The sequence below is a fragment of the Hymenobacter crusticola genome (genome assembly GCF_002154225.1).
In the GTDB taxonomy this organism is placed as follows: Bacteria; Bacteroidota; Bacteroidia; order Cytophagales; family Hymenobacteraceae; genus Hymenobacter; species Hymenobacter crusticola.
Genome location: NZ_MTSE01000008.1, coordinates 1 through 15,232 on the forward strand (window position 1 = coordinate 1; position 15,232 = coordinate 15,232).

The window sequence follows — 15,232 nt, forward strand, 5'->3', positions numbered from 1 at the left end:
AGCCGAAGTACTCCCTGTTTGAGCGCTGGGTGGAAGATGGCCTGCTCGACTTAGTAGGGCAGGAGGGTGTGGGCTGCATCCCCTTTTCGCCGCTTGCCCAGGGTATGCTCACCGATAAGTACCTGCACGGCATCCCGAATGACTCGCGCGTGGCCAAGGGAGTTGGCTTTTTGAAGGAAAGCCAACTCACCCCGGAGCGCCTGCGCCAGATTGGTCAGCTCAACGACCTAGCCCAGGCACGGGGGCAAAGCCTCGCGCAAATGGCGCTGGCCTGGATCCTGAAAGATGAGCGGGTGACCTCCGTGCTGATCGGCGCCAGCCGACCTGCGCAGCTACTCGACTCGCTCCGCAGCTTGGACAACACGCGGTTTGATGCAGCCAAATTGGCGCAGATAGAAGCGGTTCTGAGCGCATAAACCGTTGGGCTCGCGCATTTGAGCAAAGTCCGCCGTATAATCGTGTCTAGGAAAGTGGGCTCTTTCTGAGCGACTACTTTTTCAAGCCGACACTCGTTAAGAGCGTTTTTACAAGCCGACGCATCACAGACAAATATGGTTTTGTGTAGAGCTAGGCTGGCGCCGCACTAGCGAGGGTTGTCTACCTTCTTGGCTGTGTGGCGCAGCTGCTTGTGGAGGTGGTACACCTGCTCAAACTCCCGGGGCAGGTGTCGGAGCTGGGCTTTGCTGCGGTCATCATTTTCCCAGCGCACAGGTACTTCCCGGATGCGGAACCCCTGGGTGCGCGCCTTGGCCAGCACTTCCAGGTCAAACGACCAGCCATCCACCGTGCAGGCGGTAAAAAGCTGCTCGGCCGCCGCGGCCGTAAACGCTTTGAAGCCGCAATGGGTATCTAGTATGCCGGGCAGCAGCAACTGCTGCACCACGCGGTTGACGAGTCGGCTCCAGACCAGGCGGAACCTAGGCTGGGGCCGCGTGACCAAAGAAGAAGCTAGGTAGCGCGAGCCAATGGCAATGTCAGCTCCCTCTGCCAGCGCATGCAGCAGCTTGTCTAGCTCGGTAATGGGCGTGGAGCCATCGGCGTCGGAAAACACGCGGATGCGACCTGTGGCTGCTTGCATACCTAGGCGCACCGCGTGGCCTTTGCCCCGGTTGACGGGTGAGCGGAGAAGGCGTAGCTCGGGCCACGTGCTGGACAGGGCCATAACCAGCGCCGCCGTATCATCCGTCGATCCATCGTCGACCACGATCAGCTCGAAGCGGGCGGGGCGAGCGGCCAGAAAGGCATACACGCGCTGCAAGGTTGGGCCCAGGCGTTGCGCTTCGTTGTAGGCCGGGACGATCAGACTGAGCTCCATCCAGCTTAGGCATGTTGCTGGCGCCGGAAACCATCCAACCGGCTACCTAGGTGAGCGTACGCAATCGGGCAACGGTCCGCACATGCTTTGCTACACTGAAACTGGCAACGGATATCTTCCACCGAGTATTCTGCCAGCGGCTTGGCCGGCGCACCAGTTTTCGGCTGGCACAGATGCACCAGGCCCGCGCCATCCACCTCGAAGTGGCGAGCCCCGGCCCGGCATTTCCATTTCTTGTTTTCGCCGCGGGCTAGCGGGAGCTGGAAATTGTCGTTGAGTAGCCGGGGCAAACGCCCTTTCAGGGCCCGGATGCGCAGGTAGGCCTGTAGGGCCTCGTCGCTCAGGGGCAAGGCTTGCCCGCTACTGTCGCGCATCAGGGAGCATTGGAAAATATAGCCGTAGCCAACCACGATGTTGGCCACGGCCTCCATCTCTTCCGGGTTACCGGAGCCTAGCACCCCGTTGACGCGCACGATAAAGCGAGCGTGTTCGCGCAGTAATTCTAGCTTGGGCTGCAGCCGACGCATGCTTTTCTCGGTCACCTCATTATCTTCCAGACTATCGCAGCTTAGTTGCATGCCAAACAAGCCTGCCTCGTTCAGGCTCCGGATAAGCGGTGCCTTCAGCACGTGGCCGTTGGTATTAATCATCGGAATCATGCCTGCCTCGGCGATGTAACGGACCAGCTCGACGATCTGCGGATGCAGCAGGGGCTCGCCCCCGTTGAGAGTCACAAAGACGGCTTTCAGCTTCCGTAGCGCGTCTATCCGCGCTTTCAACTCCGCCAGTGGGACCGGCTTGGAGACCTTGTCGTACTCGTAGCAGTAGCCGCAGGCTAGGTTGCAGCGGCGGGTCACAACGATCTGTACCAGCACCGGCCGGTCTTTGTCCAGGGCGGCCTTGGCCAGTTTCCACAAGACCCGTTTGCGAGAAATGCGCAGCGGTTGCGCAAAGGAAGGTAGTTGCATGCGGTAAGGATTAGGAAATAGTGTAGCGCCCGCCACGAATGAAGCGAGGGTGAACAAGAGAGGAAATGCTTTTTGGTCCGGTAATGCGGTGAATTGTGCTTGCTGAGCAGGTCACCTTTTGCTACTGTTTCCACAAGCGCGCCGCGCCAACAACCCACCGGACTACGGCCCCGTAGGCACTACTTTTTGAAGTAGGCGACGACCTCGGCTTTGTAGGAATGGCCGATAGGAATGGGCGTATTATCCAGCAAGATGACGTGCTCTGGCTGTAGTAACTTGATATGTGCGCTGGCCACAATGAAGGAGCGGTGCACCCGCACAAAATCGCTGCCCAAGGCTTCGCTCATTTCCTTCATGGTGTGGTGCAGCAGGTGCATTTTGGTAGCCGTCATGATTTTGACGTAATCCTTGGAGCCTTCCACGTAGACGATGTCGCGGTGGCGGACTCGGTGTAGTCCTTGCCGGTCTTTTACCAGCAGGTGCTTCTCGGTTTCTGGCGAGGCGGGAAGTGGGGCAGGTAGGCGCGCGATGGCCTTCAGAAACCGCTCGTAGGAAAAGGGCTTGAGTAAGTAATCCAGTACTTCTAGTTCGTACCCGTCGTAGGCGTACTCGCGGTAGGCCGTGGTTAAAATGGTTGGGGGTGGTTGCGGCAGGCCACGCAGAAACTGCACGCCCGTCACCAAGGGCATTTCAATGTCTAAAAACAACAGATCGACGGGATGCTGTACAAGGTGTTCGTGGGCTTCCAGGGCATTGCGGCAGGTTCCGGAAAGTGTCAGGCCGGGAGTCTGCCCGATGAATTGCGTGAGCACTTGGTGGGCAAGGGGCTCATCATCGACGAGCAAGCAGCGTAGGGGAGCAGTCGAGGCGGTCATTGCGGGAGGTGCAGGATAAGCTGGGCTCGGTAGCGGCCCTGCTGCTGCGAAAGCTGCAAGGCATGGGCGCTGGGATAATACACCTGCAGACGCTGCCGAATATTCTGCAGGCCAATACCGCCGCTACGCGGTGCCAAGGTAGTCGGCGCCTCCGGGAGCATATCGTTTTCGATCGTGAAGCAAAGTTGCCCAGGCGTCGTGGTGAGGGTCGCTTCCACGCGGGCCCGATCTGAGTGGTGGTGCAGGCCGTGTTTAAAGCTATTTTCTACCAGGGGGAGCAGGAGCAGGGGAGGCACCTGCAGGGGCGAAGTGCTGCTGTCGAGGGTGGCAAACCGAATGCTTGCGTTGGGGTATTTGCGTTGTTCTAGCTCGAAATAGTTTTCCAAAAACGTCACTTCTTCCGCGAGCGGCACCGTTGCCTTACCGCTGTCGTAGAGCACGTAGCGCATCAGTTCGGAAAGGAGCAGAATAAAGCGGGGGGTGTCGGAGGAGCCAGCCAAGCTCAGGCCATAGATGCTATTGAGCGTGTTGAAGAGAAAATGCGGCTGCAATTGCGCCTTCAGTTGCTCCATTTGCAAGGCTAGGTGCTCTTTTTCCACCCGGTGCCGTTGGGCTTCCTGCTGAAAAGCCAGCCGCACAAAGGCCACGCAACTGAACGTCAGCAGATCAATAAACAGCGGACTGAGATAAGGCTGCGTGCGGGTGAGCAACTGGCTCGTGGCTTCCACATAGCCCGCGTGATAGAACTCCGCTAGCTGGGGCGGGCTAGCCACATGCTGAAACAAGCCATGGGCCAGCACCATGTTCAACTTAATGCCCCACCACAGATACACCATCGCGCTGATGCCCAGCAGCAGATAACGACGGCGGCGGAGCAAGACCGGCACCAGTACCCGGTAATACGGCACGATATAAAGTGTAGCAGCTAGGGCAAACAAAATGAGCTGCGGATGGAGAAAGGCGGCGTGCAGGGACCGTCTGCCTAAGGCTGTGCCCTCCATCAACCGGCTGTACTTGTACAAACCTACGTACAGCACCCACATCAGCCCCTCAAATACGAGCGGGAAGCGGCTAGGAGGGGCAGCAGGAAGGGCCGTGCGGGAGGGCGTTTGCATGGGCCCAAGTTGGTGGTTTTTCTGACCACTGGCCCCATGGCAGTACCCGGTTTTCGACCAAGGAAAGGGTTTTTTCGACTAAAAAACAGGCCTACCTTATTGGTCGCTTCGGAGCGCGCTTTGGTCGAAGGAAGTTTCTCTCTCGCATGGTGCGAGCCACTGCTGTAGGGCAGTGGTCATTGCAGAAAACGGACCTTTCTCAATTCACTTCTTTTCTCTTCTAGGGCTATGCAAAGAGCTAGTTGATGAAAAGGAGTTGAACGCCTCGGCCCCCACGAGGCACATAAGAAGCGTCAAGAGACAGAGAATTTTTTCGGATTCTGCCCATAATGCTTTTCAAACAGCCGACTAAAGTGGCTCAGATTGGAAAAGCCTAGCTCGTAGCCTACTTGGGCCACCGAATACCGGCCGTGCTTCAGTAAAAAGGCCGCTTCTTCCATCCTAGCTTGCTGATAGTAGCTGTAAATGGGGGTGCCAAACGTTTGCTTGAACAGCTGTTTGAGTTTGGTTTCGCTCATGGCAGCCACGTGCGCCAACTCCCGCAGAACCGGCGGCACACTCAGGTCGCGGAGGAGGGCCTGGCGAACTTCAAGTAAGCGGGCGGCGTCGGCGCTGTTGAGGGGTTGATGCGTCGCGTTTTCGCGCAGCGACAATTTCTGAAAAACTAAGTAGAGTAACTCCTGCACCTTGATCTGCAGGTAGAACTGGCTCAGGCTAGCCTGCAGATCCACGGTCATCAATTTGGTGAGCAGCAACCTAGCCTCCGCGGGCATGCTCTCAAAAAACAAAAAGGAATTGCCGCGGCCCGTAATCGTTTGGAGAACCGAATTAGGATCGCGCAGGGCTAATAACTCCGTTAGGCGGGTTGGGGTGATGGCGACTACTACGTACTGAATGCGTTGCTGAGCGGGAAAGCGAATAGTAGAGCTCAGATCGTTGGACGTAACCTGAATGGCCGACTCGGTGCGCTGAGAAAAGAGGACGGGGGGCTCTTGGTTGTACGCAATGCCGAGCGCCTGTTCGTTGTCGTAAAAAAAGATGGTAACCAGCTCATTGCCTAGCCCAGATGCTGTGCGCTCGAGCAGGAGCTCTTCTTGGAGCAGGTAGTGGTGGAGCGTGATTTTGAAATCCGGTCCGAATGCCACTTTGCGAATAGATCCTTGTCCTAGCTTTTCGGGAATCTCTAACACCCCATTATGGATTGGGGTCTGGAGATGACGGGCGAAGTAAGTGATAAAATCAAAGTCGGGGGTGGCAGAAAAACGGAATAGCATGGCCATAAAGCTATTGCCTGCCTAGGTCCCTTCGCCTTCTTTATCGTGTAAAGAAAGCAAAGGGACCTAGGTAGGGTTTGACGCGGGCACTTGGGCAAGCCCGAGCGTAATCTTTCAACTTAGCCCCTAATAGGAAGTTAACCCAATGACTCCTGAATAACCGCAAGTTGCAACTTCAGCCGGCGTTGTTTACGCCTGCTGATACTGGTTCTTAAATTCTTCTACGAATTGTTCCAGCTTGATTTTGCCGGCGACGTTGGCCCCGTTGGCAAAAAAATCCTGGGTCATTAGGCCGGCTCTTACCCCTTGTCCGAGTTCGGTAATAAGCCCGGCCAATTCGGCTGACAATCCAGCCGCCAGCATCCCTTGTTGCAGCTGTTCATCGGGAATAGCCGTCCAGGCCAAATCTGGCTTCCCGATGGCTGGCCCGAACAGCGCCGCAACTTCGTTGCCGGTCGCGATAGTACTGACGATGTACTTAATCTCAAACCCATTTCCTGCCCGTTGCAACTCCTCTGTCACCGCAGTTGCCACATCCTCCGGGTGCGTGAGGGCTAGCTTTATATCGCCGCCGTAGTTGTTGCCGAAGAGGTTCATGTTTTTGATCAGCGGGATGTCGCGCAAGAAGTTGACATAGAAAAAGCCCGACCGTAAGACGGTGACATTCACCCCAGCTAACTGCTGAAACAGTTGCTCGATTCGATGCACGCCTTGTACGGGGCCGGTGCCAGCTGCCGCATCCGCTCCGACGCTGCTCAGCATAACCACGCGGGGCACTTCCGCCGTCCGGATTGCCTGGGCATAGGCCTGCCCAGCCACCGCAATGTTTTGAATCAAATTGGAAGTACCCATTGCGGGCGGCACCATGGCGTACACGGCATCTGCCCCGCGGAACGCCTGGGTTAAGAAGTCCGCGTCGCTGAGCGAGCCAACGGCCGCAACGGCCCCCAGAGCCTCAATTTCGCCTTTACGGTCGGCGGTGCTGGTAATAACGGTTACGTGGTGGCCGGCGGCGAGTAGCTTTTCCACTACTGGTTTGGCCACATGGCCTAAGGAGCCTGCAGTTGTAATGTTCATAATTTTTGGTTGAGTTGGTCGGCGGTCCTATCAGGAATCTTGTGTTAGCCACTAGGGCCTACCGAAAAGTGAGAGAGTCCAAAAAAAAGCAAGCACGCGCTTCGCCCAGTTGCGCCAGCGGCGTTACCCAGCAGCAGGTTTACTGCAGATAGTCCGGCGGAAATACTTGTTGCCCGTACTTTTCCGCCAGGGTCTGTAGTTTTTTCAGGGAGGCTTCTGCTAGGGGTGGGGGCGGGAGGAACTGGCCGGCGGCAACAGGTTTGCCAATCTCGGTGAAGAACATTTCCAAACCGGCGGGCACCACAGTGCACAGCAAATGAGCGGTTTGCTGAGTCTTGTTGCGAAAGCAGTGAACCACGCCGCCTTTGGGAATACGGACGAAGGCACCTTGAGTCGCCACGTAGGTACCAAACTCAGACTTGACTTCAATCTCCCCATCCAGCACATAGAAGGACTCCTCAAAGGCCGCGTGGGCGTGCGGACCCGGGCCGCCCCCGGGGGGAATTAGCATGTCGATAATAGCGAAGGCGCCGGCTGTGTCTTCACCGCTGACTAGGATGCGGTAGGTGTCTCCCACCACCGAAATAGTTTTCCCCTCTCCCGGGGCTAGTGCAACTGGGCGCTTGCTGTGCTGTTCCATTGGGCTCGATAAAATGTGCTCCAAAGGTCCGTAGGCATTAGGGCGGAAAATAGCCTGATAAGACCGTAAATCAGTCCAATCAGACCAACCTAGCTTCGCTAGGGCATCTCATCCTGCGCTTGATGGCGTTGTGCAAGGTGCCGTCATCTGCGGTGTTCCAATGGCAGGACTCTCATTTATAGAAACTAAAAGGTTATGAAAGCCAACAGTGGATGTTTCTACCTGTATAATTCAATGCGATAACCCTTCAGAGGCAAAGCCGACACATTTGCCTGAATACATGGTGCCTCCCTTCTTAGCCAAGCCAAAAGGGCTATTGTCCAAGTTACAGAAACAAAACATACGCTGCTCATAATGGCAACCTGCTAGCAGCAGCACGGGCCTACCTGCTGGTGCAGATAGGCCCGTGCTGAAAGGTACTGTGTCGTTAACAAACATTAATCACCATGACCCGCGCTGGACTCGAAGCCCAGTAGCGCAAGGCGCACTGGCCGTGCGGTTACTTTGTGCTTGGCAACTGTACTAAAGTCGTTGAGCTGGATCTGGTATACTTCGCCTAGCGAGGGTACGGCAACATACGCAAATTTCTCCGAGGCCTCCAGGATAGGCTTGTAAGTATCGGCTGCCGAGGTAGACGGGATAACCGAGCCTTGCTTCTTCAGCGTACCCGTAGCTAGGTCGTATACGCGTAGCTTGCCATCCAGCGTGAGCACGTGCAAGTTGTTGCCCGCGTAGTCCGGCTTGCATTGAAAGGCGTCATCCCCGGCGTAAATGGGCGTGATTTTATTTGTCGTAAGATCAATCAGGTAGGCTCCTTTTGTGGCTACAAAACCAATGAATTTCTTCGCTCCTTCGGCGTAATAAACGTTGGCTAGGCGGAAAGCTCCGAAATCAGTCGGGTTTGGGATCAGGCGCTGCTCGCCCGATGCAGTTACCACCAATACACTGCCGCTGGTGTTCGCCGTGGTTGTAAAGCAGCCAAAGACAGCATTGGTGCCATCACTGGCATTCCCATGGATAGCGCCGGTTTCCAGCTTAATTGGCTGCACCTCCGTGCCCGCTTTATTAATGATTTTCACACTAGTAGGATTTGCCCCGCTGGCTTTCGTCGTAGTAACGGCGTAGGTGCCATTATTGAACTGAGCCATGGCCCCGTGGTGGGGGAGCAGGCCCGCGTTGATCACTCGAAACTTGGCGCCTGGGGTATGCACGTCCGCGTCGTTACCTACGCTCAACGTGCCCTCGTTGTCGTTGAAAATCAATGACTCCGTGTCTTTGCTTTTGAAGTGAGTCGGCTTGCCCCCATCGGCCGTAATGGCGCCCCATTTAGGTGTTCCCTTCACGTCCACGTGGTCGACGTGGGACTCCAGACCCGTATCGAACATTTCGACTAAGTTCTGATTTTGGTACAGCACCGCCGCAAAACGACCAGAGGCCGTCGGATAGATGTTGGCCAGAGGATACTTCGTATTAAAGGATGCAATGGCGGCCGTTGCCGGCGTGATTTGGGTGAGCGTACTGGCCTGCTCATCCGCTACTAATACACGCAAAAATCGGTATTCTTTTTCGGCCTCCGTAGCGGGGCTTACTTCTTTGTCGTCGTTATCGCACGAAGCAAAGGTAGATGCGGCGAGGAATGCCAGAGCAACTTTAACAGTGGAAAAATGGCGCATGAGATAGTGCGTAAAGCGTATAGAAAATTGAGCTGCAATAGTAGATGGATATTTCATTAAATGCAACAACATTGCATTTAATGAAAATAGTAAACAGGTCCTGCGGCCCAATGATTGGATAGGGTTAAGCTAGCTAGGAGCTTGGTTTTGTAACACTAGTAGCGAGTTATACCGAGGTTATAAGCAATAGGATCTAATACTAATGCAACAATAATGCAATTTAAATGTCATGATGAGTGCTTCTTTTTACTGATGTGACAGCGCGCTTTTTTACTTCTACCTTTTTCTTAGTGCCTGTTTAGCTAACGCTCGATTTGACGAAGCACTAAGCCTTCAAGTAGGCCTTTGCAATGCTGATTTCAGTATTGAAGCCGAAAAGATCGTCTGCAGAGTAACACAGTAGTGAAGGAGTAGTCCTGGTTAACGACCTTGCACTTACCCGGCAACGTCATGTTAGAGATGGCCACTTGGTTGAAGCAAGTGATACAGCCCGCCGCACCGTGTGGCCAGCTCTTAGCGACGTAAGACCTGAGCAATATGATTTGGAGAAAAGGTAAGGGGTAAGCTACCTTGAATCAGGCCGGCGTGAGCTGGTGCTTCACACAGAAGCTCTATAAAAGTAACGATGTTGCAGGCTGTGGACTTTGCAGGGAAGTATATTTTATTGCCATAGTACCCTATAATCCGATTTCGGCTCTTACATTTGTTTTTCTACGATACATTGTTGCAAATGCAAACGCTTCGTTCCCGGTTGGCTTTGGTGCTGCTGCTCTGCTTTGTGCGGGTGCTGCTGCCGGAGGCTTGGGTGCTAAGCTTGCATGCTCACCAACATACCACTGAGGAGCCCACGCAAACTCCGGGCACGCTGCGTGGTAAGCTGGTACTTAGCGCTAAGCACCAGCACTGCGACGTGGATCACTTCTGCAACATTCCTTTTCAGCCGGCTCCCTTTTTTGAGCTGGAAAAACTGGTGCTACAGGCTTATCAGCGAACCATCGCGGTAGCACTGATCCGGGCAGGCGAGGTCACACCTCCCGCTATTGACTACCTACGCGGACCGCCCTTCCAAAGCTAAATCCAAATAGCCGTCGATAGCTGCCTCATCTCCTTTGCCAGGAGCTTTGAGGCCCAATTTCCTTTTTCATGGAGTATTTCTCCCGATGCCTCACGGGCATGCGGGGTGCGACGGCTGGTTTAGTGTTTACTGGCTCTGCTTTTTTGTATGTCTTTTCGATTTCCGGGCACTCCGGGGACGGGATGGCTAGGCGTTTGGCTGCTCCTCTTGCTGAGTATAGCCCGCCTTAGCCACGCTCAAACCCTCGTCGACTGTGCCCTGTCACTGAGCGGACGCGTCGCTGACCATGAGTCGCGAGCGGACCTAGCCGGTGCCACGGTGGTCGTGCTGGAAACTCAGCAAGCCACCCAAACTGATGCTGCCGGCAACTTTCACTTGCACCTGTGCCCAGGGCTCTACCATGTGCAAGTTACCTTTCTAGGGTACGAAACCGAGACGGCGGAACTGCGCCTCGAGCGGGCCGTTGTGCGCAACTTTCAGCTTCATCCAAGCGCCGTTTTGCTGCGTGGTGCTACTGTGCGCGGCCAACGAGGCCTAGCCCCCACCCAACCCACAGCCACACTTAGTGGGCAGGCCTTGCAGCAAACCCGGGGGCAGGCCCTAGGGGAGGCCTTGCAGAAGCTATCGGGCGTGACGGCCATTCAGACCGGACCTAGCATCTTCAAACCCATGATTCACGGGCTGCACTCCAATCGCCTGACCATTCTGAACAATGGAGTGCGGCAGGAGGGGCAGCAGTGGGGCCAGGAGCACGGGCCAGAAATTGACCCGTTCATTGCTTCCCGTCTGACGGTAGTGAAGGGCGCCGCCAGCGTCCGCTACGGCTCCGACGCCATTGGAGGGGTGGTACTCGTTGAACCCAAACCGCTGCGTGACTCCGCCGGCACCGGCGCCGAGCTAAACTTGGTGGGTATGAGCAACAACGGCCTAGGTGCCGCCTCGGGCGCAGTAGAAGGCAATCTGCGCCAGGTGCCGGCCTTGAGTTGGCGGGTGCAGGGTACTGCTAAGCGGGCAGGCACCATGCGGGCACCTGGGTACTATTTGAAGAACTCTGGCTTTCAGGAATATGACTTCTCTGCGGCGGCTGGCTGGCGGCGGGAAAACTACGGCTTAGAGGCTTTTTACAGCCAGTACAACACCCAGATTGGTATCCTGCCGGCTGCGCACGTGGGCAGCCCCACGGACCTAGAGCTGGCTATTGCCCGGACCCGCCCCCTAGAAACATCTGGCTTCAACTACGACATTGCCCGGGCCTATCAGGACGTCCGGCACGACGTAGCCAAGCTCACGGGCTTTGTGCAAACCGGGGCCGCGGGACGCTTAACGGCCACGGTTGCCCAGCAGACAGACTTTCGGGACGAGTACGATAAGTACCGGCCCCGCAACGATAACCTCGCCGCCCTGAATAAGCCCGAACTAAGCTACACCAACCGTACTACCACGGCCGAGCTTCTGTGGGAACATCGGCGCTGGCACAACCTGACCGGCAGCGTGGGGGTAGCGGGCACTGACCAGTTTAACCGCTACGCTGCGGGCAGCCGGCAGTTCATCCCCTTTTATACCAACCAGATCCTCGGGGCTTTTTGGCTGGAGAAATGGCAGCGCGGCAAATGGCTGCTGGAGGCTGGCTTGCGCCTAGACCGCCGCGACCTGCAAGTAAAACGTGGCGACCGGGACACAACGGGTGCCTTCTTTGTGGCTCGCAGCCGCTTTCAATACACCACGCCGGCGGCTTCCCTAGGTGCCACTTTCGACCCCACGGCCCACCTGACCCTGAACCTAGCTTCGGGGCTGACGCGCCGCGCACCGGCGGCCAACGAGCGTTTCAGCGACGGCGTGCATAACGCACAATATGAGCTAGGCTACGACCTAGTACCCGGCAACGGCGCGCTGGTACCTGAAACGGCTCTTAATATCGGCCTAACCGCTACCTGGCACGACAACCCTCGCCTAAACGGCGAAATCACGGTGTATCAGACGCGCATCACCGACTTCATCTACCAGGTGCCCATCCTGCCGCCCGTAATTACGATTCGCGGGGCGCTCATCAGTTGGGTGTACCAGCAAACGGATGCCACGCTGCGAGGTGTGGACCTAGCAGGCACTTATCAACTAGCACCCCGTTGGCTGCTAGGGGCCAAAGGCTCGATCGTGCGGGCTCGCGACACCCGCCAAGACCAGTGGCAAATCTTTATGCCAGCTGACCGGGCGGAAGCGTCATTGCGCTACGAGGTGGCCACGCAGCCGGCCGCGCGCCTGCGTCAAAGCTACGTGCAGCTGGGCGGCTACGCCGTGGCTCGCCAGACCCGGGTGCCTGATCACTACGCCGAACGGGATTACAAGCGTCCACCCGCCGGCTACGCGCTGCTCGGGTTGGAGGCGGGTACCACGCTGCACTGGGGCCGCCAGCCACTGGAGGTGAGCCTAGCTGGTGCCAACCTGCTCAACCAGCGCTACCGCGACTACCTGAACCGCTACCGCTACTTCGCCGATGAAATGGGCCGCAACGTGACGTTGCGCGTGCGCGTGCCGCTGGAATTACGCCGGCGCGCGGCGAGTGGTCGGTAACTCACACCTACTTTCTTACTTCACTTTTTCATTTTTCCACTCATGCACACTCCGCACAAAAACACTCTTTCTCGCCTAGCGCTCCTGGCCTTGCTAGCAACTACAACGCTATTCGGGGCCTGCAAAAAAGACAACGATAAGGATGATCCGACGCCCGATGACGATAACGAGCAGATCACCACGGTTACCTACACGCTCACGCCCACCAGCGGCGGCACGCCCGTATCGGTGACCTATAAAGACCTGGACGGTGATGGCGGCACAGCCCCCACCATCGGTACGCTAGCGCTGACCGCCAATACTACTTACACGGGCGTACTAACATTGCTCGATGAAACGAAAAACCCCGTCGTTAATACGTCCGCCGAGATTCAGGAGGAAGCCGACGAGCACCTCTTCGTCTTCACGCCAACTCCGGCTAATCTGGTACAGATAACGCGCACGGACAAAGACAAAAACAACCTGGAAGTAGGTCTGCAAACCCGCTTGGTGACTACCTCGGCGGCGAGTGGCACGCTCAAAATCACGCTTCGTCACCAGCCCGGTGTGAAGAATGGCACCGAGACCCCCGGCGACACAGACGTGGAAGTGACGTTCCCCACGACGGTGCGGTAGGCTAGGTACGCTATCGGGGGTTCGGCTGCAACCGGCTCCCACCTATTTTCTCCTAGTTTGGTTTTGGAGAACCTTGAGAAAGCACCGGTCCATGGCCGGTGCTTTCTTGCTACTCGGCCTACTAGAGGACTCTTTGGCAGGATCTAACCTAGCGCTATCCTGCTCGCGTGTACGGGTATCTTTTCCGGGGTGGCTAGCCTAGCAGATGCTTACAGGCGCCACGCGGTAACGCCATCTAGTTTACGCTTGGCGCACCTCCTGCTGGATTCGTTGTTCCTAGCAAACAGCCAGATACATTCCAGGCGCTGAACGCAGTGCCTTCTCGCTTCCCGAGCGGAATAGCTACTTTGAACGTGTGCTTGCCGGCAGGCAAGTCGGGTAGGGGGATGTACACCGGCGGGGTGAGGCTCCCGGGGCACCAATTGGAGCGGCTCAGGTCGGACGAAGACAGGCCGTTGCCGAAGTTGCCGGAGGAAGGATTGAGCAGCCGATACGTGCTGCAATCGGTTCGCCAGGGAATAAAATGGTACACCCGTTTCCCGTCCACAAAGAGTTCGTTCAGTTTCTGGTTGAACTCATCACCGCCGCCCCAGCCGCCGTGGCCGGTGGTGATATAGCGGAGCTGTACGTTCTTCAGCCCCTCCGGGATATCTACCGTGACGGTCAGGGAGTCGCGCTCGAACATCGTACCGTATTCCTGGCCTGCCATTTCCATCAGGTTGGTGGTGTTGAAGATCGGGAGCACCACCTGACCTAGCTTTTGGTTGCCGTCCCCGCTGCCAGGATAGTATTTCAAGCGCAGGCTCACGACATGCCCGCCTTTGTCGTAGTTGCCAACGAACACGCCAATCCAAACGTCGCCCTGCAAGCGGGAGTGGAGCTCGGTCAGGTCTTGCCGGAACACGGCCGAGTCTGCCCAGGTATAGCCTTTGATGGTGGAAGCCGCGTTGTACTTACGCACGCCAAACGGGGTGAAAAACCGCATCAGCTCCAGCGGGGGCAGATATTGGTCGGTTGCCACCACCCCCTGGTACTTCTCTTTATACACCGGCAAGGCTTTCACCCCTTGTTGCAGCCCGTTCAGGAAAGACTGCTGCTTATCCAGCGGAATCATAAACACGGAGCCCGTCCGGTCATACGCATCGCCGTTGGAATACTGGGTCAGCTCCGCGAACACCTGCGTGCCCGCGACGTACTCGGGCAACCGAATTTTCTTCAAAATCACCGTGCCGCCGGCGTAGTGGTACGTGACGTTGGTTTGTCCTTCCGCTGGGTTTGGCTGGTTATTTCCAAACGAAATCTGTTCCCGATCGAAAACCGAGACGGTCTGGAAGCGGCTTTCAATCACCTGTTGGTTGTAGGTAGCCGCATCAACTACCGGACCCATTTGGGTGGGAGTTGGCCAGGCGAGGTCGGTGCTTTTGACCTTGCTGGTCTGGATTTGGGTGGCAACGGTTTCCTGCTCCCCGTTACGGACCATTTTCAAAACCAGCCCTAAGCCCGGTGTGACGCCAATGCTAGGGGTGCCTTTCAGGGGCAGGGCATTGGTGTACCAAACCTCCACCGTATTGGAGCGAATAATCACTTTGGCCTTCTTGCAGGGATACCCTAGGATGGTTTCTGTGCCCGGCAGCAGTTCCGGCTGTTCGTACTCCTTGAACTCTTTCAGCTGCGTGACGTGGGTGTTGTCCTGCAAGGTGAGTACCTGTAGGGTACGATTGGCAGCGTAGTCCAGGTACAGCTGTTCTCTTGCTTTCGTATCGGCCACTCGTTGCAGATGCGCCCGCTGCCCATCAATAACTAGCTTCAGGCGGCCGCCGGGTACTTCCTTGCCGTGGTACTTTACCTCGTAGGTGACAACGGCACGCTGCTGGGCAACACTGGCAACGGCAAACAGCAGGCAGGCAAACAGGAATAGGTATCTCATACAGACTAAGTCAGGGGCAAGATAGCCAGATGGCCCTACCTAGAAAAAGTTGACCCCGAGAGGTCAACTTTTTCTAGGTAGGGCCATCCTTCTTGGCTACCGTAAACTTT

The 15,232-nt window shown here is 56.5% G+C and carries 13 protein-coding genes; 4 read left to right on the forward strand and 9 right to left on the reverse strand.

Going from position 1 to position 15,232, the window contains the following annotated elements:
- Positions 1-416: aldo/keto reductase (locus BXP70_RS15790; RefSeq protein WP_179197712.1), on the forward strand; the 416-nt coding region annotated here is incomplete at its 5' end.
- Positions 417-583: 167 nt separating this feature from the next.
- On the opposite strand, the gene BXP70_RS15795 is transcribed toward BXP70_RS15790, so the two are convergent.
- The 8 genes from BXP70_RS15795 to BXP70_RS15830 all read right to left on the reverse strand — a co-directional run bounded on the left by BXP70_RS15795 (position 584) and on the right by BXP70_RS15830 (position 8,937).
- A complete protein-coding gene (locus BXP70_RS15795) occupies positions 584-1,315 on the reverse strand; it encodes a dolichyl-phosphate beta-glucosyltransferase (protein WP_086595073.1) in 732 nt (243 codons plus the stop codon).
- Positions 1,316-1,320: 5 nt separating this feature from the next.
- Positions 1,321-2,283 carry a radical SAM protein gene (locus tag BXP70_RS15800; protein WP_143436526.1) on the reverse strand — a complete coding sequence of 321 codons (963 nt, stop codon included), beginning with the start codon at positions 2,281-2,283 and terminating at the stop codon, positions 1,321-1,323.
- Positions 2,284-2,462: 179 nt separating this feature from the next.
- Positions 2,463-3,158 (reverse strand): LytR/AlgR family response regulator transcription factor, encoded by a 696-nt coding sequence (locus tag BXP70_RS15805; RefSeq protein WP_086595075.1) that lies wholly within the window; start codon positions 3,156-3,158, stop codon positions 2,463-2,465.
- Complete coding sequence (locus BXP70_RS15810; protein WP_086595076.1) at positions 3,155-4,273, reverse strand: sensor histidine kinase; 1,119 nt, start codon at positions 4,271-4,273, stop codon at positions 3,155-3,157. Before BXP70_RS15810 ends, BXP70_RS15805 begins: the two co-directional genes overlap by 4 nt.
- Before the next feature lie 293 nt (positions 4,274-4,566).
- Positions 4,567-5,553: a helix-turn-helix transcriptional regulator gene (locus tag BXP70_RS15815; RefSeq protein WP_245849652.1), complete on the reverse strand. Its 987-nt coding sequence runs from the start codon at positions 5,551-5,553 to the stop codon at positions 4,567-4,569.
- Between the two features lie 183 nt (positions 5,554-5,736).
- Positions 5,737-6,624: an NmrA family NAD(P)-binding protein gene (locus tag BXP70_RS15820; RefSeq protein ID WP_086595077.1), complete on the reverse strand. Its 888-nt coding sequence runs from the start codon at positions 6,622-6,624 to the stop codon at positions 5,737-5,739.
- Positions 6,625-6,763: 139 nt separating this feature from the next.
- On the reverse strand, positions 6,764-7,135 hold the full coding sequence (locus BXP70_RS15825; RefSeq protein ID WP_245849653.1) for a cupin domain-containing protein: 372 nt from the start codon (positions 7,133-7,135) through the stop codon (positions 6,764-6,766).
- 566 nt (positions 7,136-7,701) lie between these two features.
- Positions 7,702-8,937, reverse strand: coding sequence for a PQQ-binding-like beta-propeller repeat protein (locus BXP70_RS15830; protein WP_086595079.1), 1,236 nt, complete (start codon positions 8,935-8,937; stop codon positions 7,702-7,704).
- A 730-nt stretch (positions 8,938-9,667) separates the two neighbouring features.
- Here BXP70_RS15830 and BXP70_RS15835 point away from each other — a divergent pair.
- From BXP70_RS15835 to BXP70_RS15845, 3 genes are all read left to right on the forward strand, one after another.
- Positions 9,668-10,012, forward strand: coding sequence for a hypothetical protein (locus BXP70_RS15835; protein WP_143436527.1), 345 nt, complete (start codon positions 9,668-9,670; stop codon positions 10,010-10,012).
- A gap of 147 nt (positions 10,013-10,159) precedes the next feature.
- Positions 10,160-12,580 (forward strand): TonB-dependent receptor, encoded by a 2,421-nt coding sequence (locus BXP70_RS15840; protein ID WP_086595081.1) that lies wholly within the window; start codon positions 10,160-10,162, stop codon positions 12,578-12,580.
- 42 nt (positions 12,581-12,622) lie between these two features.
- Positions 12,623-13,195 (forward strand): hypothetical protein, encoded by a 573-nt coding sequence (locus BXP70_RS15845; RefSeq protein ID WP_086595082.1) that lies wholly within the window; start codon positions 12,623-12,625, stop codon positions 13,193-13,195.
- A gap of 235 nt (positions 13,196-13,430) precedes the next feature.
- Here the strand turns inward: BXP70_RS15845 and BXP70_RS15850 are convergent, their stop codons facing one another.
- Positions 13,431-15,122, reverse strand: a complete 1,692-nt coding sequence (locus BXP70_RS15850) for a PNGase F N-terminal domain-containing protein (RefSeq protein WP_086595083.1) — start codon at positions 15,120-15,122, stop codon at positions 13,431-13,433.
- Positions 15,123-15,232: the final 110 nt, after the last annotated feature.

What these genes read in the sequence shown, in the direction of transcription:
- BXP70_RS15795 (WP_086595073.1), bottom strand. Translation starts at nt 1,315, where the DNA reads ATGGAGCTCAGTCTGATCGTCCCGGCCTACAACGAAGCGCAACGCCTG.
- BXP70_RS15800 (WP_143436526.1), bottom strand. Translation starts at nt 2,283, where the DNA reads ATGCAACTACCTTCCTTTGCGCAACCGCTGCGCATTTCTCGCAAACGG.
- BXP70_RS15805 (WP_086595075.1), bottom strand. Translation starts at nt 3,158, where the DNA reads ATGACCGCCTCGACTGCTCCCCTACGCTGCTTGCTCGTCGATGATGAG.
- BXP70_RS15810 (WP_086595076.1), bottom strand. Translation starts at nt 4,273, where the DNA reads ATGCAAACGCCCTCCCGCACGGCCCTTCCTGCTGCCCCTCCTAGCCGC.
- BXP70_RS15815 (WP_245849652.1), bottom strand. Translation starts at nt 5,553, where the DNA reads ATGGCCATGCTATTCCGTTTTTCTGCCACCCCCGACTTTGATTTTATC.
- BXP70_RS15820 (WP_086595077.1), bottom strand. Translation starts at nt 6,624, where the DNA reads ATGAACATTACAACTGCAGGCTCCTTAGGCCATGTGGCCAAACCAGTA.
- BXP70_RS15825 (WP_245849653.1), bottom strand. Translation starts at nt 7,135, where the DNA reads ATGCTAATTCCCCCCGGGGGCGGCCCGGGTCCGCACGCCCACGCGGCC.
- BXP70_RS15830 (WP_086595079.1), bottom strand. Translation starts at nt 8,937, where the DNA reads ATGCGCCATTTTTCCACTGTTAAAGTTGCTCTGGCATTCCTCGCCGCA.
- BXP70_RS15835 (WP_143436527.1), top strand. Translation starts at nt 9,668, where the DNA reads ATGCAAACGCTTCGTTCCCGGTTGGCTTTGGTGCTGCTGCTCTGCTTT.
- BXP70_RS15840 (WP_086595081.1), top strand. Translation starts at nt 10,160, where the DNA reads ATGTCTTTTCGATTTCCGGGCACTCCGGGGACGGGATGGCTAGGCGTT.
- BXP70_RS15845 (WP_086595082.1), top strand. Translation starts at nt 12,623, where the DNA reads ATGCACACTCCGCACAAAAACACTCTTTCTCGCCTAGCGCTCCTGGCC.
- BXP70_RS15850 (WP_086595083.1), bottom strand. Translation starts at nt 15,122, where the DNA reads ATGAGATACCTATTCCTGTTTGCCTGCCTGCTGTTTGCCGTTGCCAGT.